The organism is Kribbella amoyensis, from assembly GCF_007828865.1.
In the GTDB taxonomy this organism is placed as follows: Bacteria; Actinomycetota; Actinomycetes; order Propionibacteriales; family Kribbellaceae; genus Kribbella; species Kribbella amoyensis.
In genome coordinates this window covers 6,332,367-6,350,979 of sequence record NZ_VIVK01000001.1, presented here as the reverse complement: position 1 = coordinate 6,350,979, position 18,613 = coordinate 6,332,367, and the positions used below count along the sequence as shown (strand labels likewise).

15 protein-coding genes are annotated in these 18,613 nt (G+C 68.7%); 10 read left to right on the top strand and 5 right to left on the bottom strand.

Annotated features, from left to right (window positions below; translation table 11 throughout):
* Window positions 1-491 precede the first annotated feature (491 nt).
* The 6 genes from FB561_RS29505 (at window position 492) to FB561_RS29480 (ending at window position 6,871) form a co-directional block, all read left to right on the top strand.
* Window positions 492-2,333: an ABC transporter substrate-binding protein gene (locus FB561_RS29505; protein WP_145812396.1), complete on the top strand. Its 1,842-nt coding sequence runs from the start codon at window positions 492-494 to the stop codon at window positions 2,331-2,333.
* Complete coding sequence (locus tag FB561_RS29500; RefSeq protein WP_145812393.1) at window positions 2,330-3,427, top strand: ABC transporter permease; 1,098 nt, start codon at window positions 2,330-2,332, stop codon at window positions 3,425-3,427. The genes FB561_RS29505 and FB561_RS29500 overlap by 4 nt, the downstream gene beginning before the upstream one ends.
* Window positions 3,428-3,432: 5 nt before the next feature.
* The gene (locus FB561_RS29495; protein ID WP_145812392.1) at window positions 3,433-4,308 is read left to right on the top strand and encodes an ABC transporter permease; all 876 of its coding nucleotides are present in this window, start codon (window positions 3,433-3,435) and stop codon (window positions 4,306-4,308) included.
* Window positions 4,301-5,125, top strand: coding sequence for an ABC transporter ATP-binding protein (locus FB561_RS29490; RefSeq protein WP_145812390.1), 825 nt, complete (start codon window positions 4,301-4,303; stop codon window positions 5,123-5,125). The genes FB561_RS29495 and FB561_RS29490 overlap by 8 nt, the downstream gene beginning before the upstream one ends.
* Complete coding sequence (locus FB561_RS29485) at window positions 5,122-6,009, top strand: ABC transporter ATP-binding protein (protein WP_145812388.1); 888 nt, start codon at window positions 5,122-5,124, stop codon at window positions 6,007-6,009. Before FB561_RS29490 ends, FB561_RS29485 begins: the two co-directional genes overlap by 4 nt.
* Window positions 6,010-6,250: 241 nt before the next feature.
* Window positions 6,251-6,871 carry a LysE family translocator gene (locus tag FB561_RS29480; RefSeq protein WP_145813463.1) on the top strand — a complete coding sequence of 207 codons (621 nt, stop codon included), beginning with the start codon at window positions 6,251-6,253 and terminating at the stop codon, window positions 6,869-6,871.
* An 18-nt stretch (window positions 6,872-6,889) separates the two neighbouring features.
* Here FB561_RS29480 and FB561_RS29475 read toward each other — a convergent pair whose 3' ends face one another.
* Window positions 6,890-8,938 carry a phosphocholine-specific phospholipase C gene (locus FB561_RS29475; protein WP_145812386.1) on the bottom strand — a complete coding sequence of 683 codons (2,049 nt, stop codon included), beginning with the start codon at window positions 8,936-8,938 and terminating at the stop codon, window positions 6,890-6,892.
* A gap of 180 nt (window positions 8,939-9,118) precedes the next feature.
* On the opposite strand from FB561_RS29475, the gene FB561_RS29470 reads away from it, so the two are divergent.
* Both FB561_RS29470 and FB561_RS38370 read left to right on the top strand, forming a co-directional pair.
* The gene (locus FB561_RS29470; protein ID WP_145812385.1) at window positions 9,119-10,081 is read left to right on the top strand and encodes a metallophosphoesterase family protein; all 963 of its coding nucleotides are present in this window, start codon (window positions 9,119-9,121) and stop codon (window positions 10,079-10,081) included.
* A 278-nt stretch (window positions 10,082-10,359) separates the two neighbouring features.
* Window positions 10,360-10,770, top strand: a complete 411-nt coding sequence (locus FB561_RS38370; protein ID WP_202880775.1) for a hypothetical protein — start codon at window positions 10,360-10,362, stop codon at window positions 10,768-10,770.
* On the opposite strand, the gene FB561_RS29460 is transcribed toward FB561_RS38370, so the two are convergent.
* Complete coding sequence (locus FB561_RS29460; protein WP_145812383.1) at window positions 10,760-11,713, bottom strand: NAD(P)-dependent alcohol dehydrogenase; 954 nt, start codon at window positions 11,711-11,713, stop codon at window positions 10,760-10,762. The genes FB561_RS38370 and FB561_RS29460 overlap by 11 nt on opposite strands.
* 95 nt (window positions 11,714-11,808) lie before the next feature.
* Complete coding sequence (locus FB561_RS29455; protein WP_238335117.1) at window positions 11,809-13,914, bottom strand: M6 family metalloprotease domain-containing protein; 2,106 nt, start codon at window positions 13,912-13,914, stop codon at window positions 11,809-11,811.
* Between the two features lie 263 nt (window positions 13,915-14,177).
* On the opposite strand from FB561_RS29455, the gene FB561_RS29450 reads away from it, so the two are divergent.
* Window positions 14,178-15,107: a universal stress protein gene (locus FB561_RS29450; RefSeq protein WP_170284805.1), complete on the top strand. Its 930-nt coding sequence runs from the start codon at window positions 14,178-14,180 to the stop codon at window positions 15,105-15,107.
* Here FB561_RS29450 and FB561_RS29445 read toward each other — a convergent pair whose 3' ends face one another.
* The gene (locus FB561_RS29445; protein WP_170284804.1) at window positions 15,108-16,154 is read right to left on the bottom strand and encodes a beta family protein; all 1,047 of its coding nucleotides are present in this window, start codon (window positions 16,152-16,154) and stop codon (window positions 15,108-15,110) included. It abuts the gene before it with no gap.
* A 174-nt stretch (window positions 16,155-16,328) separates the two neighbouring features.
* On the opposite strand from FB561_RS29445, the gene FB561_RS29440 reads away from it, so the two are divergent.
* Window positions 16,329-17,687, top strand: coding sequence for an NAD-dependent succinate-semialdehyde dehydrogenase (locus FB561_RS29440; protein ID WP_145812375.1), 1,359 nt, complete (start codon window positions 16,329-16,331; stop codon window positions 17,685-17,687).
* A gap of 321 nt (window positions 17,688-18,008) precedes the next feature.
* Here the strand turns inward: FB561_RS29440 and FB561_RS29435 are convergent, their stop codons facing one another.
* Window positions 18,009-18,230: a hypothetical protein gene (locus FB561_RS29435; RefSeq protein WP_145812373.1), complete on the bottom strand. Its 222-nt coding sequence runs from the start codon at window positions 18,228-18,230 to the stop codon at window positions 18,009-18,011.
* Window positions 18,231-18,613: the final 383 nt, after the last annotated feature.

Sequence of the window (18,613 nt, the reverse complement as noted above, 5' to 3'; positions counted from 1 at the left end):
CAAATAGCCGCAGCTGAGCGGTGCGGCCTGGCGTGTCCAGGTCCGCGCCTGCTACCACCGTGCCCGCTGTTGTCCGGCGCTGCCCGATCATGCCGGCAGTGCTCGGGACGAAGCCGAACGGCGTGACCGAAACCGGCCACGTGTGGCGTCACCCTCGGTGAGATCGACGCGCGGCCGTGGGGCCGGCGCGCGGTCGAGGGTGTGCGGGTCCCGTTGATTTCAACCGGAGTGGACCGCCGAGGACCGTTACTCGCTGAAGTCATCGTTGTCAGAGGTTGATATATCCGGTGAGCAGCGACTTTCGTAACGACCTGATCGTCAAGAGAGCAAGCTCTTGTCATCGTTGTCAACGCTACTTATAGTCCGAGGCACCTTCCGGGCAGTGATGCCGGCTGCCGGGCAAGTGAAACGGAGGTGCCTTTCGTCACACCGGCCGGGCGCCCTGACGCGCCGGACGCGGCCGCCCCGTTTACCACCGAAAGGGAATCACGATGAACGACGCCCCCCGCCCTCAGTACGAAGACGTTGCTGACGTCGTGCGGTACCAGCTCAGCCGCCGCAACCTGATGGGAGGAGGTGCCGCCGTCGGTCTGGCCGGTCTGCTCGCCGCCTGCTCGGGGAGCAGCGGCAGCTCGTACTCCGACAAACCCGCCGGCGACAAGCCGGCCGCCACGAAGTCGGTGCAGATCGGCAAGGCGAACATCCCGACACCGCGGGACCAGTCGGTCATCGTCGGCCAGGTCGAGTACACGGTCTTCGACAGCTTCAACGGAATGATCCCGAACGGCTCTCCGGGCGGTGCGGGCGTGGAGCTGGCCACCGAACCGTTGTTCTTCCTCAGCTTCGCCACCGGCAAGCTGACGCCATGGCTGGCGACGGAGTACAAGTACAACGACGACCACACCGAGCTGACCCTGAAATTCGACCCGAAGGCGCACTGGAACGACGGCAAGCCGTTGACCGCCAACGACTTCAAGTTCACCGTGATGCGGCTGAAGGACCGGCCGGACCTGTTCGGTGGCGGCGGTGAGCTGAAGGAGTTCGTCAAGGACGTCGAGGTTCCGGACCCGCAGACCGCGGTGGTCAAGCTGCTGAAGCCGACGCCGCGGCTGCACTACAACTTCATCGCCGCGATCTCCGGGGCGCCGATCAACATCCAGCCCGAGCACATCTGGAAGTCGCAGGACCCGACCAAGTACAAGGACAACCCGCCGGTCCGCAGCGGCCCGTACAAGCTGAAGCAGGCGATCCGGAACCAGAAGATGTTCGTCTGGGAGAAGGACCCGAACTACTGGAACAAGGACAAGCTCGACGTCCAGCCGCAGTACGTCGTCTTCCAGAGCACGTCGAAGCAGGCCGACCAGGCCGCGCTCGCGTTCGAGCGGGCCGAGTTCGACGTCGGCTCGATCGACGAGCAGCACGCCAAGCAGCTGCGCAACACCGGGTACTCGGCGCTGCAGACCACCCAGTTCCACGACCCGAACCCCCGGGTGATGTGGCTGAACTGCGACCCGGCCCGGGGCGTGATCTCCGAGCCGAAGATGCGGCAGGCGATCAACTACTGCCTCGACCGGGAGAAGATCGGCAAGTCGATCTGGCCGGTCGAGGTGCCGGCCGCGGTCTACCCGTGGGCCGACTACCCGACCAACGACAAGTGGAAGAACGACGAGCTGGCGGAGAAGTACAAGACCGAGTTCAGCCCGGACAAGGCGATCAAGCTGCTGGACGAGATCGCGCCGAAGAACGCGGCCGGCAAGCGGACGTACAAGGGCAAGGAGGTCAACCTCGAGATCATCACCGCCTCGCCGGTCGACGGCGGTGAGTACGCGATCGCGAACGTGCTGAAGACCGAGCTGGGCAAGGTCGGTGTCCCGGCCACCCTGCGCAGCCTCTCCGGCAGCGTGCACGACGAGAAGTTCCAGCGTGGCGAGTACGACATCGACGCCAACTGGGCCGGGTTCGCCATCGACCCCGCGCAGCTCTACACCGACTGGGAGAGCAGCAAGGCCCAGCCGATCGGCAAGAACGCGGCCAACAAGAACAAGATGCGGTTCCGGAACCCGAAGTTCGACCAGATCTCGCGGCAGCTGGCCGGGATGGACCCGACCAGCGAGGAGGCCAAGCCGCTGCTCGACCAGGCCCTGGAGATCTACTTCCAGGAGCTGCCGATGCTGTCGGTGATCCAGACCGGGTACCCGTCGTACTTCAACACCGCGTTCTGGACCGGCTGGCCGACCGACGACGACCTGTACGAGGTGCCGCTGAACTGGTGGCCGCACTTCATCTTCGTGCTCGGCAAGATCAAGGCGACCGGCCAGAAGGGACCGGCGTGACGGCAACGGCGCCGCCCGCGGAGAAGGCCGCCGAGCGAACGCAGGAGAGCGCCTCGCCGGGCGCTCTCCGCGCGTGGCTGGGCCGGCACCCGCTGGCGGCGTACGCGATCCGCCGGTTCGGGTTGTACCTGGTCGAGCTCTGGGGTGCGCTCACCATCGCGTTCTTCTTCTTCCGGCTGATGCCCGGTGACCCGATCCAGACGCTGATCCAGACCCTGCAGCAGAACTACATCTACAACCAGCAGGCCAGTACCGAACTGATCGCCCGGTACCGGGCCGAGTTCGGGCTCGACGGCAATCTGTTCGTCCAGTACCTCAAGTACATGGAGAAGCTGGTGCTGCACGGGGACATGGGCCCGTCGCTGATCAGCTACCCGACCCCGGCCCAGGACGTCATCCTCCGATCGTTGCCCTGGACGATCGGCCTGCTCGGCATCTCGGCCGTGCTGTCCTGGATCTTCGGCATCGTCATCGGCGCGATCGCGGGCTGGCGGCGGGAGAAGATCGGTGCGCGGATCGCGACCAACCTGTCGATCGCGCTGTCGCACGTGCCGTACTTCTTCGTCGCGCTGATCCTGGTCTACATCTTCGCGTACTCACTCGGGATGTTGCCGGCCCGTTCGGCGTACGACTCCAGCATCACGCCGGGGATCACGCCGGAGTTCATCGGCAGCGTGCTCAAGTACGGCCTGCTGCCCGGCTTGTCGATCGTGCTGATCGGGACGTTCAGCTGGATCCTGTCCACCCGGATGCTGATGATCCCGGTACTCGGCGAGGACTACCTGCTGTACGCCGAGGCGAAGGGCCTGAAGGGGTCCCGGATCCTGACCCGGTACGCGCTGCGGAACTGCTACCTGCCGCAGGTCACCGCGTTCGGGATCTCGCTCGGCTTCATCTTCAACGGCAACGTGCTGGTCGAGCAGCTCTTCAACTACCCGGGTCTCGGCACGACGCTGGTCACCGCGATCCAGCAGCTCGACTTCAACACGATCCTTGGGGTGACCAACATCGCGATCTTCTCGGTACTGACCGCTGTGCTGATCCTGGACCTCCTGCTGCCGTTGCTTGACCCGCGGGTCAAGTACTGGAAGTGATCGCGATGAGACTTCTGAGCGCGGTACTGCGGACGATCCGGAACAGCCGGCGGCTGGCGATCGGACTGGTGACGCTGGGGATGCTGGTGCTGCTCGCGGTGCTCAGCCCGCTGATCACGAAGCTGATCGGCGGCGGTATCGATCCGGTCGAGCTGGCGGCGTACGAGCGGTGGCTGGTGCCGTCGCCACAGCATCTGCTCGGCACCGACCAGTTCGGCCGGGACGTGTTCGCGATGGTGATCAAGGCGCTGGCGGTGTCCCTGCAGATCGGGGCGATCGCCGGTGTCATCTCCACCGTCGTCGGCGTGATCGTGGCGTTCGTCGCCGGGTACAAGGGCGGCTGGGTGGACGGGGTGCTGTCCACCTTCACCGGCGTCCTGCTGGTCATCCCGACGTTCCCGCTGCTGATCGCGTTGTCGGCGTACGCGAAGAACGTGAGCCTGTTCCAGGTCGGCGTGATGATCTCGATCTTCGCCTGGCCGTTCGCGGCCAAGACGATCCGTTCGCAGGTGCTGAGCCTGCGGACCCGGCCGTACGTCGACCTGGCCAGGGTGAGCAAGTCCCGGGACCTGGAGATCATCGTCACCGAGCTGCTGCCGAACCTGCTGCCGTTCATCGGCGTCGGGTTCGCGTCGTCGGCGCTCGGCGCGATCTTCGGACTGGTCGGGCTGGAGATCATCGGGCTCGGGCCCGGTGGGGTGATCGACCTCGGGCAGATCATCTTCAACGCGATCAACACCGGCGCGCTGACGCTCGGGGCCTGGCCGATGTTCGCCGTCCCGATCATCCTGCTGACCTTGCTGTTCGCGGCACTGAACATGATCAACATCGGCCTCGAAGAGGTCTACAACCCGCGCCTGAGGGGAGTGGCCGGTGAGTGACACCGTGAACGACACCGTGCTGGAGATCAAAGGTCTCCAGGTGAAGTACCTGACCACCCGCGGTGACGTCACCGCGGTCGACGGACTCGACCTCGAGGTCCGACGGGGCGAGATCCTCGGCATCGCGGGAGAGTCGGGCAGCGGCAAGAGCACACTCGCCGTCGCGTTGCTGCGGTTGCTGAAGCCGCCGGGCAAGGTGACCGCGGGGAGTGCGATGTTCCGCCCCGAGGGCCGGTCGCCGGTGGACCTGCTGAAGGTCGACGGCGAGGAACTGCGGGTGCTCCGCTGGAGCGCGTTGTCGTACCTCCCGCAGGGTTCGATGAGCTCGCTCAATCCGGTGATGCGGATCGAGGACCAGTTCCGGGACGTGATCCTGGAGCACGCCCCGGCCCGGAAGGCCGGGCTGTCCGAGCTGATCCAGCGGTTGCTCGCCCAGGTCGGGCTGGAACCGCGGGTGGCCCGGATGTACCCGCACGAGCTGTCCGGCGGGATGAAGCAGCGGGTGCTGATGGCGATCTGCGTCGCCCTCGAACCCGACCTGGTGATCGCCGACGAGCCGACCACCGCGCTGGACGTGACGATCCAGCGGGTCATCCTGCAGAGCCTGGCGGACCTGCGCCGCGACTTCGGCGTCACGCTCGTCGTCATCTCCCACGACATGGGGGTGCACGCACAGCTGGTGGACCGGGTGGCCGTCATGTACGAGGGCAAGCTGGTCGAGGTCGGCGACGTCCGGCAGGTGTTCAAGGACCCGCGGCACGAGTACACCCAGCAGCTGATCGAGTCCATCCCGCAGGTCGGACGGAGGGCGTCATGACCAAGACGATCGAACTCAAGGGCGTTCAGCAACGGTTCCACGCCCGCGGCACGGCCGGCGGGTACCTGACCGCGGTCGACGACGCCAGCTTCACGCTGTCGGCCGAGCCGGCCCAGGTGACCAGCCTGGTCGGCCAGAGCGGCAGCGGGAAGAGCACCATCGCCCGCAACGTGCTCGGCCTGCAGAAGCCGACCGCGGGCGACGTGCTCTACAACGGCAAGGACATCTTCCAGCTGAGCCGCGCGGAGTACGACGACTACCGCCGCAACGTGCAGCCGGTGTTCCAGGACCCGTACGCGATCTTCAACCCGTTCTACCGGGTGGACCGGGTGCTCTGGAAGGCGGTGAAGAAGTTCGGCCTCGCGTCCACCCGGGAGGCGGGGCTGGCACTGATCGAGGAGTCGCTGCGGGCGGTGAAGCTGGAGCCGGAGCGCGTCCTCGGCCGGTACCCGCACCAGCTGTCCGGGGGCCAGCGGCAACGGGTGATGCTGGCCCGCGTGCACATGTTGCGGCCGGCCTTCATCATCGCCGACGAGCCGGTGTCGATGCTGGACGCCCAGGTGCGCAAGCTGTTCCTGGACATCCTGCTCGACTTCCAGCGCGACCACGGGATGACGACCCTGTTCATCACCCACGACCTGTCCACCGTGTACTACCTCGGCGGCGACGTCATGGTCATCACCAAGGGCGTCATCGTCGAACGCGGTCCGGTCGACACCGTGATGCACGAGCCGTCGCACCCGTACACCAAGCTGCTGCTCGACTCGATCCCGCAGCCCGACCCGGACCAGCGCTGGACCGACCGGATCGAGGTGGACGAACTGGGCGAGGAGGAGAAGGCGGAGGCCAAGCTCGCGTCCACCCCGGAGACCCCGGTCATCTAGTGCCCCGCGGCAACCGGCGGCCCGCGGTGCACGCGTACTGGTAGGACCAGGCGCGGAACCGCGGGTCGCCCAGCAGGTCGTGGCACCGACCATCCGGCTGTCAGCGGGACCGGCGCATCGGTAGTCACCCGGATCCCGCCGACGATCCGCGGTCCCGATCCCCGTACTCGGCCGACAGCGTTCCGGCAGCGGCCGCTCCTACGGTTCCGGGTGGGGAATGACGGGTCGCGATCGGGGGATCATGCCGGAACCGAGTACTTTTCTGACCTTCTGCCTGGCCACAGTCGCGGTCCTGCTGATTCCGGGTCCCTCGGTCGCCTACGTCGTCTCGTGCAGTCTGGAGCACGGCCGGAAGGCGGGGCTGTGGTCGGTCCTTGGCCTGGAGACGGGGGCGTTGCTGCACGTCGTGGGTGCGGCGTTCGGGGTGGGGGCCGTGCTCGCGTCGTCGCCCGGGTTGTTCGGGTGCGTCAAGGCGGCGGGCGCGTGTTACCTGCTGGGGTTGGGGATCGCGCAGTTCCTTCGCCGGGACGTCACGCAGTCGCAGCCACGGCACCGGGCCGAGTCGAGTTCGTCCCTGCGGATCTTCCGCGACGGGGTCCTCGTCGACCTGCTCAATCCGAAGACGGTGCTGTTCTTCCTCGCGTTCCTGCCGCAGTTCGTCCAGCCGGGATCCGGGCCGCTGCAGATCCTCGTCCTCGGCGGCTACTTCGTGCTGCTCGCGGCCGCCTGCGACGCGGCGTACGCCGTCGCCGCGGGCGGCTTCGCGACCAGGGTCAGGCGGTCGGTCCGGACCCGCCGCTGGATCGCCAAGGTGACCGGCGGGGTGTACGTCGGCCTGGCGGGCGTGGCCGTCCTCGCCTGACCGCGCGGGCCGGAGCGGTCAGTCGGTGTGGATCGCCGGATCGGTGACGCCCGCGGCCCCGGTCTCCACGTGCCCGGCCAGCCGGCGCCGGAACGCGTCGTCGGACACCGAGACCACCTCGACGTCGTACCAGCGATGCGTCAGCTCGACCGAGTACTTCGCGGTCGTGCCGGCCCGGACGTTGAGCTGCTTCGGCCGGCCGCCGTACGCGTTGGTGATGGTCAGGTGGTGGTCCGTGCTGCCGTGGTTGGCGAGGGTCAGGTCCAGGTTGCCGGTCCGGGCGTTGTGCCGGGCCTTGACCTCGGGACCGGCGACCGGCTTGCCGCGGAACGACCGCAGGAACCCGTTCGGGCCGAACACGGTGAGGTCGTAACTGCCCTGCGAGTACGCCGAGTTCCAGCTGTCGCTGAGGGATTTGCCCGCCTCGGTCGTGTAGGTCCACGGCCCGTCGGTCCGGTTCGCCGCGATCACCTGGAACTGCGCGGCCGCGTCCGGTCCCGAGGCGAACGTCAGCTGGTACTTGCCCGTCGCCGGATCCGCCAGCCCGTCGACTGAAGGCGCGTACGGCAGCGGCCGGGTCCGGCGGGATCCTCGTTCCTGGCTCGGGAGCTCGCCGACGGCGGGCGGCGTCGGGACGTAGTCAGGGTGCCGCTTGTTGTCGGGCGGCCGGTACGCCGAGGTGTCGGGCAGCCGGGCCGGTTTGCTGTTCTCGGAGGAGAAGTCGAACGCCGAGGTGAGGTCGCCGCAGATCGCGCGGCGCCAGGGCGAGATGTTCGGCTCGTGCACCCCGAACCGCTTCTCCATGAACCGGATCACCGAGGTGTGGTCGAAGACCTGCGAGCAGACGTACCCACCGGTGCTCCAGGGCGAGACCACCAGCATCGGTACCCGCTGGCCAAGTCCGTACGACCCGGCCACGTACCTGCTGCTGCCCGGATACAGGTCGGGGCCGGCGTCGACGGTGGACAGTCCCTGAGCGGCCGACATCGGCGGGTACGGCGGGATCACGTGGTCGAAGAAGCCGTCGTTCTCGTCGTAGGTGATGAGGAACGCGGTCTTGCTCCACACGTCCGGGTCCGAGGTGAGCGCGTCGAGGACCTGGGAGATGTACCAGGCGCCGTAGTTGGCCGGCCAGTTCGGGTGCTCGGTGAACGCCTCGGGCGCCGCGATCCAGGAGATCTGCGGGAGCCGGCCGGCCCGGACGTCGGCTCGTAGCTGCCCGAAGAGGTTCTCGCCCGCCTTCGCGTTCGTCCCGGTCCGGGCCTTGTCGTACAGCGGGTCGCCGGGCGTGGCGTTGCGGTAGTTGTCGAAGTACAGCAGCGAGTTGTCGCCGTAGTTGCCGCGGTAGGCGTCGTCGATCCAGCCCCACCCACCGTCGGCGTCCAGGCCGTCGCCGACGTCCTGGTAGATCTTCCACGACACCCCGGCCGCCTCGAGCCGCTCGGGGTACGTGGTCCAGCCGTAGCCGAGTTCGTCGTTGCCGAGGACGGGGCCGCCGCCGGTGCCGTCGTTGCCGGTGTACCCGGACCACAGGTAGTACCGGTTCGGGTCGGTGGAGCCGACGAACGAGCAGTGGTACGCGTCGCACAAGGTGAACCTGTCGGCGAGCGCGTAGTGGAACGGGATGTCCTCGCGGGTCAGGTACGCCATCGTGGTGGCCGTCTTCGCCGGGATCCAGCCGTCGTACCGGCCGTCGGCGACCGCGGCGTGGCCGTCGTTCCAGCCGTGCGCGAGGTCCTGGATGAACTGCAGACCGAGGTTGTCCGCGGCCGGCCGGAACGGCAGTACCTCGCGGTCGCCGTCGGCCTGGTGCCAGACCGAGCGGCCGCTGGGCAGCGTGGCCGGCCGTGGATCGCCGAAGCCGCGGACGCCCTGCAGCGAGCCGAAGTAGTGGTCGAAGGATCGGTTCTCCTGCATCAGCACGACGATGTGTTCGACGTCGCGGAGGTCGCCGTAGCGGCGGTTCGGGGGGATCGCGGCGGCCTGGTCGATGCTGCTCGCCATCGCGGCGAAGGCGGCGCTGCCACCGGCGAGCTGGAGGAACCGGCGACGGTTGATCTCTGCCATGACTGATCTCCTCGAGGGGGCGGACGGAGGAAGTGTTCAGCAACTGGACTGCGGCGCGGGCACCCCGACGCGAACTCCGGACGTACGCGCCGTGAACGACCGCCGCCGGGGACGGTAGCGCGCGAAACTGACCGGAAACAAGACCCATGCGCAGGTTTCCGCAGGTCTATCGTGGACGGTATGGGGGAGTACCACCGCGCGACCCGGCCGGGCCAGTGGTCGCGATCCTGGGTCGCCGTGATCGCCTTGACGGTCGCCCTGGCCGGCGCCGGCTGTAATGATGACGCCATGCCCGCGCGGGCGGGTGCGCCGTCGGCCGGTAGCACCTCACCGACGACGGCCGCGAGCGGAGCGGTCCTGGTCGGGGCGGGTGACATCGGCCTGTGCGGCAAGGACGCGGACGAGGCGACGGCGGCACTGCTCGACCGGATCCCGGGGACGGTGTTCACCGCTGGGGACAACGCGTACGAGGACGGGTCGGCGAAGGACTTCAGCAGTTGCTACCAACCGTCCTGGGGCAAGCAACGTGATCGGACCAGGCCCGCGGCAGGCAATCACGAGTACCACACCCACGGCGCCGAGGCGTACTTCCAGTACTTCGGCAGCGCGGCCGGTGATCCGTCGAAGGGCTACTACTCGTACGACCTGGGCGGCTGGCACGTGGTCGTGCTGAACTCGAACTGCGACGACGTCGGCGGCTGCGCAGCCGACTCGGCCCAGGCTCGCTGGCTCCGCGAGGACCTGGCCGCGCACCCGGCGAAGTGCGCCCTCGCGTACTGGCACCACGCGTACTTCACCTCGGGCGATCACCACGAACCGGCCGAGTTCATGCGCCCGCTGGTCGACGAGTTGTCCGACGGTGGTGTCGACGTGGTGGTTGCCGCGCACAACCACAATTACGAGCGCTTCGCCCCGCAGACCCCGGACCGTGTCCCGGCCGAGAACGGGCTCCGCGCCTTCGTCGTCGGCACCGGCGGCGCGTCCCTCAACGGCTTCGGCAAACCCCAACCGAACAGCGAGGCCCGCGAGGCGAAGACGTACGGACTGCTCAAGCTCACCCTGGACCAGGGCACGTACACCTGGGAGTTCGTCCCGGTCCCGGACGAGAAGTTCACCGACGTCGGCAAGGGCACCTGCCACTGACGCCGGGATTGCCGGGCTGTTGTCGCGAACCGCTTGCTGGGAAGCTTATGCACTGTGCGCCATGTCTGGTACGTCGCCTATGGGTCCAATCTCGCGTTCGAGCGGTTCCGCTGCTACCTGGCCGGTGGGCGTCCGCCTGGTGGTGCGCGCGAGTACGACGGGTGTCGTGACGGCTCGGATCCGCTGGGGAGTGCTGCGAGGGTGGGCTGGTTTTCAGTGGGACCTCGCTGGTCTGGGGTGGTGGGTACGCCGGGCTCGATCGTGGCGTACCGCGGGAGGTGGCCGGGCGCTCGTATCTGCTGACGGTCGAGCAGTTCGCCGACGTCATCGCGCAGGAGACCCGCCGACCACCCGGTGGCGAGTTCGCGGATTCGATCGCGGCCGCGATCGACGAGCTGGCCGATCGGCAGGTGCTCGGTCCGGATCGGTACGAGACGCTCACCCTGCTGGGCGAACAGGACGGCGTTCCCCTGGTCACGGCGACGCATGCCGATCCGTCCAGCTTGCCGTCGGCCGTTCCCAGTGCGACCTACCTGTGGTGGATCGGCACCGGTCTTCGCGAGTCGCACGGCTGGTCGAGCGAGCAGATCGCCGCGTACCTCCTGACCGCGCCGGCCGTCCGCGCGGGGTGGACCGCGGACGAGCTGGTCACTCTCGCCGCCGGGGAACTACCGACCCTCAGACCGTGATCACGAGCTTGCCGCGGGCATGGGTTTCGGTGAGACGGCGGACGGCGTCGGGTGCCTCGGCCAGCGAGTAGCGGCGATCGATGACGGGCATGACCTGCCCCGCCTCGACCAGCTCGCGCAACGCGTCGTACACCTGGAAGTTCTCCGACGAGACCAGCACACTCAGCCGTTGACCGACGAACGGTGACAGCAGCATCGCCCGCAGCCCACGGTCGATTCCGCCGAACAGCTTGCCCTCGGTCTCGGCGCCGACGATCACTAGGGTTCCGCGTGGCGTGAGCGCTCGCCGGAGTTCCTTGAGCGAGCGGTTCCCGGCGGTGTCGAGGACGAACTCGTACGCCGCGGCCGGGATCTCCTCGCGGGTGTAGTCGATCACCTTGTCGGCCCCGAGTTCGCGCACCAGCTCGACCTTCGACGTACTGCAGACCCCGGTGACATGTGCACCCCGCGCCTTCGCGAGCTGCACCGCGAACGACCCGACGGCCCCGGCCGCCCCGATGATCAGCGCGCGTTCTCCGGAGTGGAGGGAGCGCAGCCCCTCGTACGCGGTGCCGGCCGAGATCGGGACCACGGCCGCCTCCTCGAAGCTGAGGTTCGCCGGTTTCCGGGTCAGCCGCTTCTCCGCCCCCACGGCGTACTCCGCGAACGACCCGTCACACGTCCCGTACACCTCGTCGCCCGGCCGCAACCGGGTGACCTCCGGACCGACAGCCTCCACCACCCCAGCCACGTCCCGGCCGCGGATCCGCTGCCGGGGACCCCGTAACCCGGTCGCCAACCGGACCATGTACGGCCGCCCGGCCATCAGGTGCCACGTCCCGATGTCCACCCCGGCGGCGCGGACCTGCACCAGCACCTGCTTGCCCTGAGCAACAGGCTTCGGCACGTCCGCGAGCCGCAACACGTCCGCCTCGCCGTACCGGTCATGCACGATCGCCTTCATCGTTCCCCCCTCTCCGACCTGCTGACACCAGGGTCACCACCAGACGGGGGAGTCGCAAGGGGGCGAAGGCCTCGGACCTTCGCCCCCCGCACGGTCTACCGCGCGACGGTGATGCAGGTGGCGGTGGACTTCTTGGTCGGGTCGCTCTCGGAGGTGGCGGTCAGGGTGACGCGGGCGATGGTCGCGCTCGCGGTCTCGTGCTTGGCCTGGACGGTGACCGGGACGCGGTCGCCGGCCTCGGCCGTGGTGAGGGCGTTCGGCAGGTTGACCGACCAGCCGCGGCCGTCGATCTTCGCGGTCAGGCGGTACACGTCACCCTTCAGGTACTTGCTCACGTCCTCCGGGTGCTGACCCTGCGCCGCGGCCGCCTTGCCGGTGTTGGTGAGCGGGAAGGTGCAGGTCGACGTGCCCGCCGGCCCGGGCTTGCCGGCCGTCGGGGTGACCCGGACACCACGCTTGGCCGGACCAGAGCCGTCCAGGGAGCGGACGGCCACCGTGTACGAGAGGATGCCCTTGCGATCACGCTGCACGTTGGTGATGTAGAAGTGCAGCCGGTTCGCCTGGTCGACGTACTCGTACTCGCTGCCCGAGTTCGTGCCGGCGTGGAAGAGCGCGTCCGACAGCTGCCGGTAGTCCCCGATCGTGATCGGTACCTTCGTCCCGTCGGGCAGCACGTAATCGGTCATGTTGATGTCCTGCGGGTTCGCGTCGATCACCCACTCGAACGGAGCCCGGTCCTCGTTCTTCGTCTTCGCGAGCAGGACGCCGGAGTCGGGCGTGAACGAGTCGGTGCCCATCCGGTCGACCACCTCGAGCGTGTAGTTCTGGTACCCGCGTCCGTCACACAGCGGATCGGTGGTCACGCTGCAAGGCGGTGCGAGATCGCCGGTGCCGCCGAGGGCGATGTTGATCCCGGACAATCCGGCCGGACCTGGTTGCGCCACGCGCGCGGTCACGTCCGCGACGACGACACCGGAGTCCGCGAGCGCTTCCCGGGACAGCCGGAGCACGTTCTGCTCGTCCACCATCTGCAGCTTGAGCTTGTTCCGCAGCATGTGTTGCGCGCCCATCGACGCACCGCCCGTGGCCGGGATCATCCACCGGCTGTGCGGTCCACCGGGTCCGTTGAAGCTGCCGCGGCTGAGCATCTCCCAGATCCCGGTGTACGCCCGGCGCGGTGGATCGCCGTACGGGTTGTTGTAGTTGTCGCCGATCCCGAGGATGTGGCTCAGTTCGTGCGCGAAGACGGCCATCCCGGAGCTCTCCGCCTGGGTGGACGAGCCGCCGCCTGCGTTCGGCCAGATCGACGCGCCGGCCGCCCACGAGGTCCAGTCGACGTACCGGGTGTTCGCCCAGTTCGGCAGCGCCGGGTCCGGTGGGCCGAATTCGTCGCTGACGTCCTGTTTGGTGGGGAACTTCATCATCCCGAACTCCTGCCAGGTGGACGACTCGTCCTGGCCGGCGCTGAGGTAGAAGACGAAGTCGAACCCGGCCGGGACCTGGTCACCCTGGTCCGCGACCCAGGCGGCGCGCGCGTCGGTCCGGATGTTGCGGTTGCAGTTGTCCCCGGCCGGGCAGGCGGTCCCGCCCTGGAACTCCATCGCGTACTCGTGCGACTTGCCGGTCAGCTGGTACGGACCGAACGCGGTGAGGTCCACGCCGTACCGGCCGCCCGAGTCCTCCATCCAGTACTCGTGGATGGTGTGACCGCGGTTCAGCGTGCCGGGCTTGTTCAGGAAGTCGCGGTAGAACGCGGCGAGCTGGTCCCGCGGCACGTTGTTCGCCTCGGCACTCGGGTTCCCGAACGGGGTGGAGTGCTTCGGCTGGGTCACCACGAACGGCTGGTTCGGGTAGTCGACCAGGACCAGGGCGCCCTTGAACGTCCGGGTCGAACCGGTCTTCGTCGGGTCCGCCCAGTTCGTCCCGGGCGGCTTGCGGTAGTCGGACCAGGTCATCTGGTCCGGGTTCTCCCAGTTCTGCGGATCGAGCGGAGCACCGAACCCGGGCTGGGCGGCAACCGTCCGCTGGGTACCGGCCTCGTCGCCCGACTGCTGCCAGGGCTGCTGTTGGGGCCAGTGGTCGTACTGCCAGGGGTTCGCGGGGTCGGGACGCGCGGCCGCGTCGGAGCTGGCCGGAGCGGGTGCGGCCAGCGCGACCCCGGCGACGGCCGCGGCGGCGAGGACGGCCAGCAGCCTGAGCACCGGCCGGGAACGAGGGTGGGTCGGCTGGACAGGGCGGGACTTCCGAAGGTCGGGCACGGGCGGCATCCGATCGACGAAGGGCGGACAAGCATTTCCTCGTTAGCATGCACAATTTCGCCCGCCGCCGACATGGATCGCCGCGACGGTTTTCCCCTGCGTTGTCCGTCGTTGTCGGAGCGCGGTCCGGCGGTGAGGGATGGGCGGCCGGGGCGCGGAGGAGCACAATCGGCACCAGGTTGACACCGGAGGGGGAGGAGGCCCGGATGTCCGACGACGTTCCCGCGCTGATCATCGTGGGGGTCGACGCGGCCTGGCGGCGCACTCACGCGCTGGACTGGGCGGTCGCCGAGGCGCTGGCCCGGCAACGGCCGTTGCGCGCGATCCACCTGGTCGACAAGGCGAAACACCACCATGACGCGTACGGCCCGGTGCAGTTCGACGGGGTCGCGGTCGTCCCGGTCAAGGTGGACGAGGCGGCCGGCAGACTGGTCGACCAGGTCCGCGCGTACCTGGCCGAGACGGCGACCGAGCTCGACCTGGACGTGGATCTGCGCGTCGGCGAACCGGCGGAGCGGCTGATCGACGAGAGCGGGTCCGCGCTGATGGTCGTCGTCGGCCGTCGCGGTCACGGCGTCTTCAAGGACCTGCTGATCGGCTCGACCTCGGACGCCGTCGCGAACCGCGGCCGCGGTCCGGTCGTCGTGGTCCCGAACGGCTGGGACCAGCAGGTGCACCGTGAGGGCCCGGTCCTGGTCGGCGTGGACTGGATCGAGGCCGGCCAGAGCGACGCCGCGATCGAGTTCGCCGCGGACCACGCCGCGGCCTACGGAGTACCCCTGATCCTCGTGCTGGCCTGGGATGTGCCCTGGGTGATCGACGCGGACAGCCCGGTCACTGCCGAGGACATCGACACCTGGCACGGTATGGCCGACGCCCGTGGCCGCGAGTTGGCCGACGAGTGGATGAAGAGGCGCCGCCCGGGTCGACGGCCCGGCCTCGTGGTTCGCCATCACCTGGTGCAGGGGCATCCGGTCGCCGGTCTCGTCGACACCAGCGAAGCCTTGGACGCCCAACTCCTCACCGTCGGCGGCCGGCTGCGTAGCCGTACCTCCCAGTTCCTGCTGGGCTCGACGGCTCGTGGGGTGCTCCATCACGCGGTACGCCCGGTCGCTGTCGTGCACGAACGCGAGTAGTCAGGCGGCCGTCGAGACGAGGTACGCCAGGTGGTGGGAGGTGGCGAAGGCGACCGGCTTGGTCGTCGAGCCGAGCCCGTCCAGGGTGCCGCCCGCCGCCGTCGCGAACTGCCGATCGCCCCAGGAGAACTGCGGTCCCGAGAAGCTGCCCGAGTCGACCAGGTGCCGGCACACGGCCTGAACGGTCCGGGCCCGGGCCTCGTCCGCGTCGGGGTCGGCGATCGGCTCCCGCACGTACAGCCAGTGGTCGGCGCACGAGTACTTCACGCTGATGTGCCTGCTGCGCCGGAAGCCCGGGGCCGCGATCGGATGCACGACGCCGTAGTCGCCGAACCGGAGCCGCGTCGCACCGGCCCGGACCACCTCGTGCCACAGGCGTTCCTCGAACCGTGGCTGCTCCCATTGGTCCACCCGGTCCAGCGACTTCGGGATCGACCCGGCCAGCAACGTGATCGAGCGGAAGTCCGCGCAGTCCTCGAGCAGGTCGACGAGCCGGGCGATCAGCTCGACCCGGCGGGCGTCGACGGTCCGGACGTAAGCCAGGTCGACGACGACGTCGAGGTTGCGCGGTGACGTGGCGAGGCGTTCGAGCAGGACGTCCATCTCCTGCGTGGTCACCGGGCCGTGCCGGATCCGCAGCGCGCACCCGACGCCCATTTCCTCAGCCAGGCGGCCGATTCGCAGCAGTTGGAGGTCATCGGCCGCGGTGTCGACCACGGGGATGAACGGCACCGGTCCGTCCATCAAGGTCGCCGGGAAGTGCAGCCGATCGGCGAGCTCCGCCAGCAACGCGGCCGGGCCACCCGCGAGACCAGGAGCCGCCGCCATACCGGTCGCGTCGAGCATCACCAGCCGGCCGCGGTCGTGCAACTTCCGGGTCGCCGTCACGACGCGCTCGAGCAGCCGCTCGGTGGACGCGCCCGTTTCGTGGTCGAGGCTGAGCAACGGCTGGACGAGGTCGGCGCGATCGAACTCCTGCAGGGCGGTGAGTTCGCCGAGCTTGGCCCGCAGCGCGACCAGGCTCCGGAAGACACCCGGTCGCGTCATCGCGCCTCCCATCACCCACCGTCACCTGTCTTCCACGGTAAGCGAGCATGCTTCACCTCGCAGGCGACACGGGAGCCCGAACCCCGGAGGATGAGATCAGTGTATACAGTATGTACTTCAGCGGTTAGCCTTTGCTCTTGCGCACTGTCGTAGAGAACGGAGGACTCGTCCGCCATGTACGCAGTCACAGACCCGGCGACGGGTGAACTGATCGAGCAGGTCGGCAACGCGACCGACGAGGAGGTGCGCGCCGCGATCACGCGGGCGCACCAGGGGTACGAGGCCTGGCGCCGGCGGCCGGTCGGGGAACGGGCCGCGATCGTGGCCCGGGCGGCGGAGTTGTTCGCCGAACGCACGGACGAGCTGGCCGCGATCATGACGCTGGAGATGGGCAAGCGGATCAACGAGGGCCGCGGCGAGATCGGGGTCGTGGTCGACATCTTCCGGTACTACGCGGAACAAGGACCCACCCTGCTGGCCGACGAACCGTTGGCGATCAAGGGCGGCGAGGCGCTGATCAGCAAGGAGCCGATCGGGGCGCTGCTCGGCGTGATGCCGTGGAACTTCCCCTGCTACCAGGTCGCCCGCTTCGTCGCGCCGAACCTGGTACTGGGCAACACGATCGTCCTCAAGCACGCGTCGATCTGCCCGCGCTCGGCGGCCGCGATCGAGGACGTCCTGCGCGCGGCCGGGGTCCCGGACGACGTGTACGTGAACGTGTTCGCGTCCAGCCGGCAGATCCCGTGGATGCTCGCCGATCCGCGGATCGCCGGGGTCTCGCTGACCGGTAGCGAGCAGGCCGGGATCTCGGTCGCCGCCGAGGCCGGCAAGAATCTGAAGCGCTCGGTGCTCGAACTCGGCGGCTCGGATCCGCTGATCGTGCTCGACACCGACGACATGGACGAGACCGTCAAGGCCACGGCGACCGCGCGGATGCGCAACTGCGGCCAGTCCTGCAACGCGCCGAAACGGATGATCGTGCTCGGCGAGATCTACGACGAGTTCGTCGACCGGCTGACCAAGCGCGTCGCGGAGTACTACGTGCCGGGCGACCCGGCGGATCCGCGGACCACGTTGCCGCCGCTCGCGTCGGTGGCGGCCGCCGACGAGGTCGCCGGTCAGATCGCGAAGGCGGTCGAGCAAGGCGCGACGCTCCGCGCCGGTGGACGGCGGGTCGGCCCCGGGGCGTACCTGGAGGCGACGGTGCTGACCGACGTGACGCCCGCGATGGACGCGTACACCGAGGAGATCTTCGGGCCGGTCGTCGTGGTGTTCCGGGCCGAGACCGAGCAGGACGCGATCCGGATCGCGAACGACTCGCCGTTCGGGCTGGGGGCGAGCGTGTTCGGGACCGACCCGCTTCGCAACCAGCGGGTGGCGCGGCAACTGGAGGCCGGGATGGTGTACCTGAACTCGGCGGGCGGATCCCAGGCCGATCTGCCGTTCGGCGGGATCAAGCGGTCCGGCCTCGGTCGCGAGCTCGGCCCGGCAGGGATCGAGGAGTTCATGAACAAGAAGTCGATCCGCCTGTAAGCGCGGCCCTGTTCCGTCCATGTTCTGTCAGGCAGCGGACTGCCAGATGCCAGGCGTGGATAGATGTGCCGGGGCGGACCTCGCCGCCCCGGCTCGTTCGGAACACGTGCCCGTCGCGTGGTGTCGGCTCATCTCGACGATCGATATCATCGTCGGGGCGGGTCTCGACGACCTGACCCGAGGCAAGCACCAGCGTTCGCCGCCGCACCTTCTCCGGCAGCTTGACTCCTCGTCCGCTGGCCTGTCGCCTGTGCCTCGATCGAGACACAGGTTGGTCGGCACCGGTCTGGGGTCGTCCTCTGTCATGACGAGCCGAACGCGTCAGAGACCGTTGTCCAACCAGCGCATGCCGGTGTCGTCGCGGTGGAAGCCCTGATGGTCACCGAGGACGCAAGCGTGCCGGTTGGCCGGATTCAGTACCCCGCACGCCGGGTGCAGGATCGGCCAGTCGCGGGCGTCCCGCTCCAGCTCCGGCGGATCCTCGGCCACCCGGCCGCTCCACTCGAACCCCATCCTGCTCTCGCTCCCCGTGGTCACGGCCATCGTTCGTTCTTTCTCGCGGTGAACAGCGGCGGCCCCGCCCGGTACGCGAGGGACCGCCTGCTTGGAACGGCCAGGGCAGCGGACAGGGGAGGCGCGCACCGTCCTGCGCGCTCGGGGTGTTAACCGCTGCCCTGGCCGGCTTAGGCGACCGCCGTGTCCGAAACCCACTACCGCTCGCCGGGCATCCGGCGCAGCTCGGGCGTCTCCCCGGAGACGGGATCGTTCGTGATACGCAAGCGCTGGGTAGCGCTGGTACATCGCAGCGGCGTACCCACGGGCCGCGGCCTCATCGGCCGGGGAACTGGTGAGCTCGTCTTCGTTCAGGGCCTCGGTGGCGGCCAGGATCGCGTTCCGTGACGGTCGGTATTCGTCCATGCTGGAAA

Excerpts from the sequence above, each read along its gene's own strand:
- FB561_RS29505 (WP_145812396.1), top strand. The coding sequence starts at position 492 with ATGAACGACGCCCCCCGCCCTCAGTACGAAGACGTTGCTGACGTCGTG.
- FB561_RS29495 (WP_145812392.1), top strand. The coding sequence starts at position 3,433 with ATGAGACTTCTGAGCGCGGTACTGCGGACGATCCGGAACAGCCGGCGG.
- FB561_RS29485 (WP_145812388.1), top strand. The coding sequence starts at position 5,122 with ATGACCAAGACGATCGAACTCAAGGGCGTTCAGCAACGGTTCCACGCC.
- FB561_RS29480 (WP_145813463.1), top strand. The coding sequence starts at position 6,251 with ATGCCGGAACCGAGTACTTTTCTGACCTTCTGCCTGGCCACAGTCGCG.
- FB561_RS29475 (WP_145812386.1), bottom strand. The coding sequence starts at position 8,938 with ATGGCAGAGATCAACCGTCGCCGGTTCCTCCAGCTCGCCGGTGGCAGC.
- FB561_RS29470 (WP_145812385.1), top strand. The coding sequence starts at position 9,119 with ATGGGGGAGTACCACCGCGCGACCCGGCCGGGCCAGTGGTCGCGATCC.
- FB561_RS29460 (WP_145812383.1), bottom strand. The coding sequence starts at position 11,713 with ATGAAGGCGATCGTGCATGACCGGTACGGCGAGGCGGACGTGTTGCGG.
- FB561_RS29450 (WP_170284805.1), top strand. The coding sequence starts at position 14,178 with ATGTCCGACGACGTTCCCGCGCTGATCATCGTGGGGGTCGACGCGGCC.
- FB561_RS29445 (WP_170284804.1), bottom strand. The coding sequence starts at position 16,154 with ATGACGCGACCGGGTGTCTTCCGGAGCCTGGTCGCGCTGCGGGCCAAG.
- FB561_RS29440 (WP_145812375.1), top strand. The coding sequence starts at position 16,329 with ATGTACGCAGTCACAGACCCGGCGACGGGTGAACTGATCGAGCAGGTC.
- FB561_RS29435 (WP_145812373.1), bottom strand. The coding sequence starts at position 18,230 with ATGGCCGTGACCACGGGGAGCGAGAGCAGGATGGGGTTCGAGTGGAGC.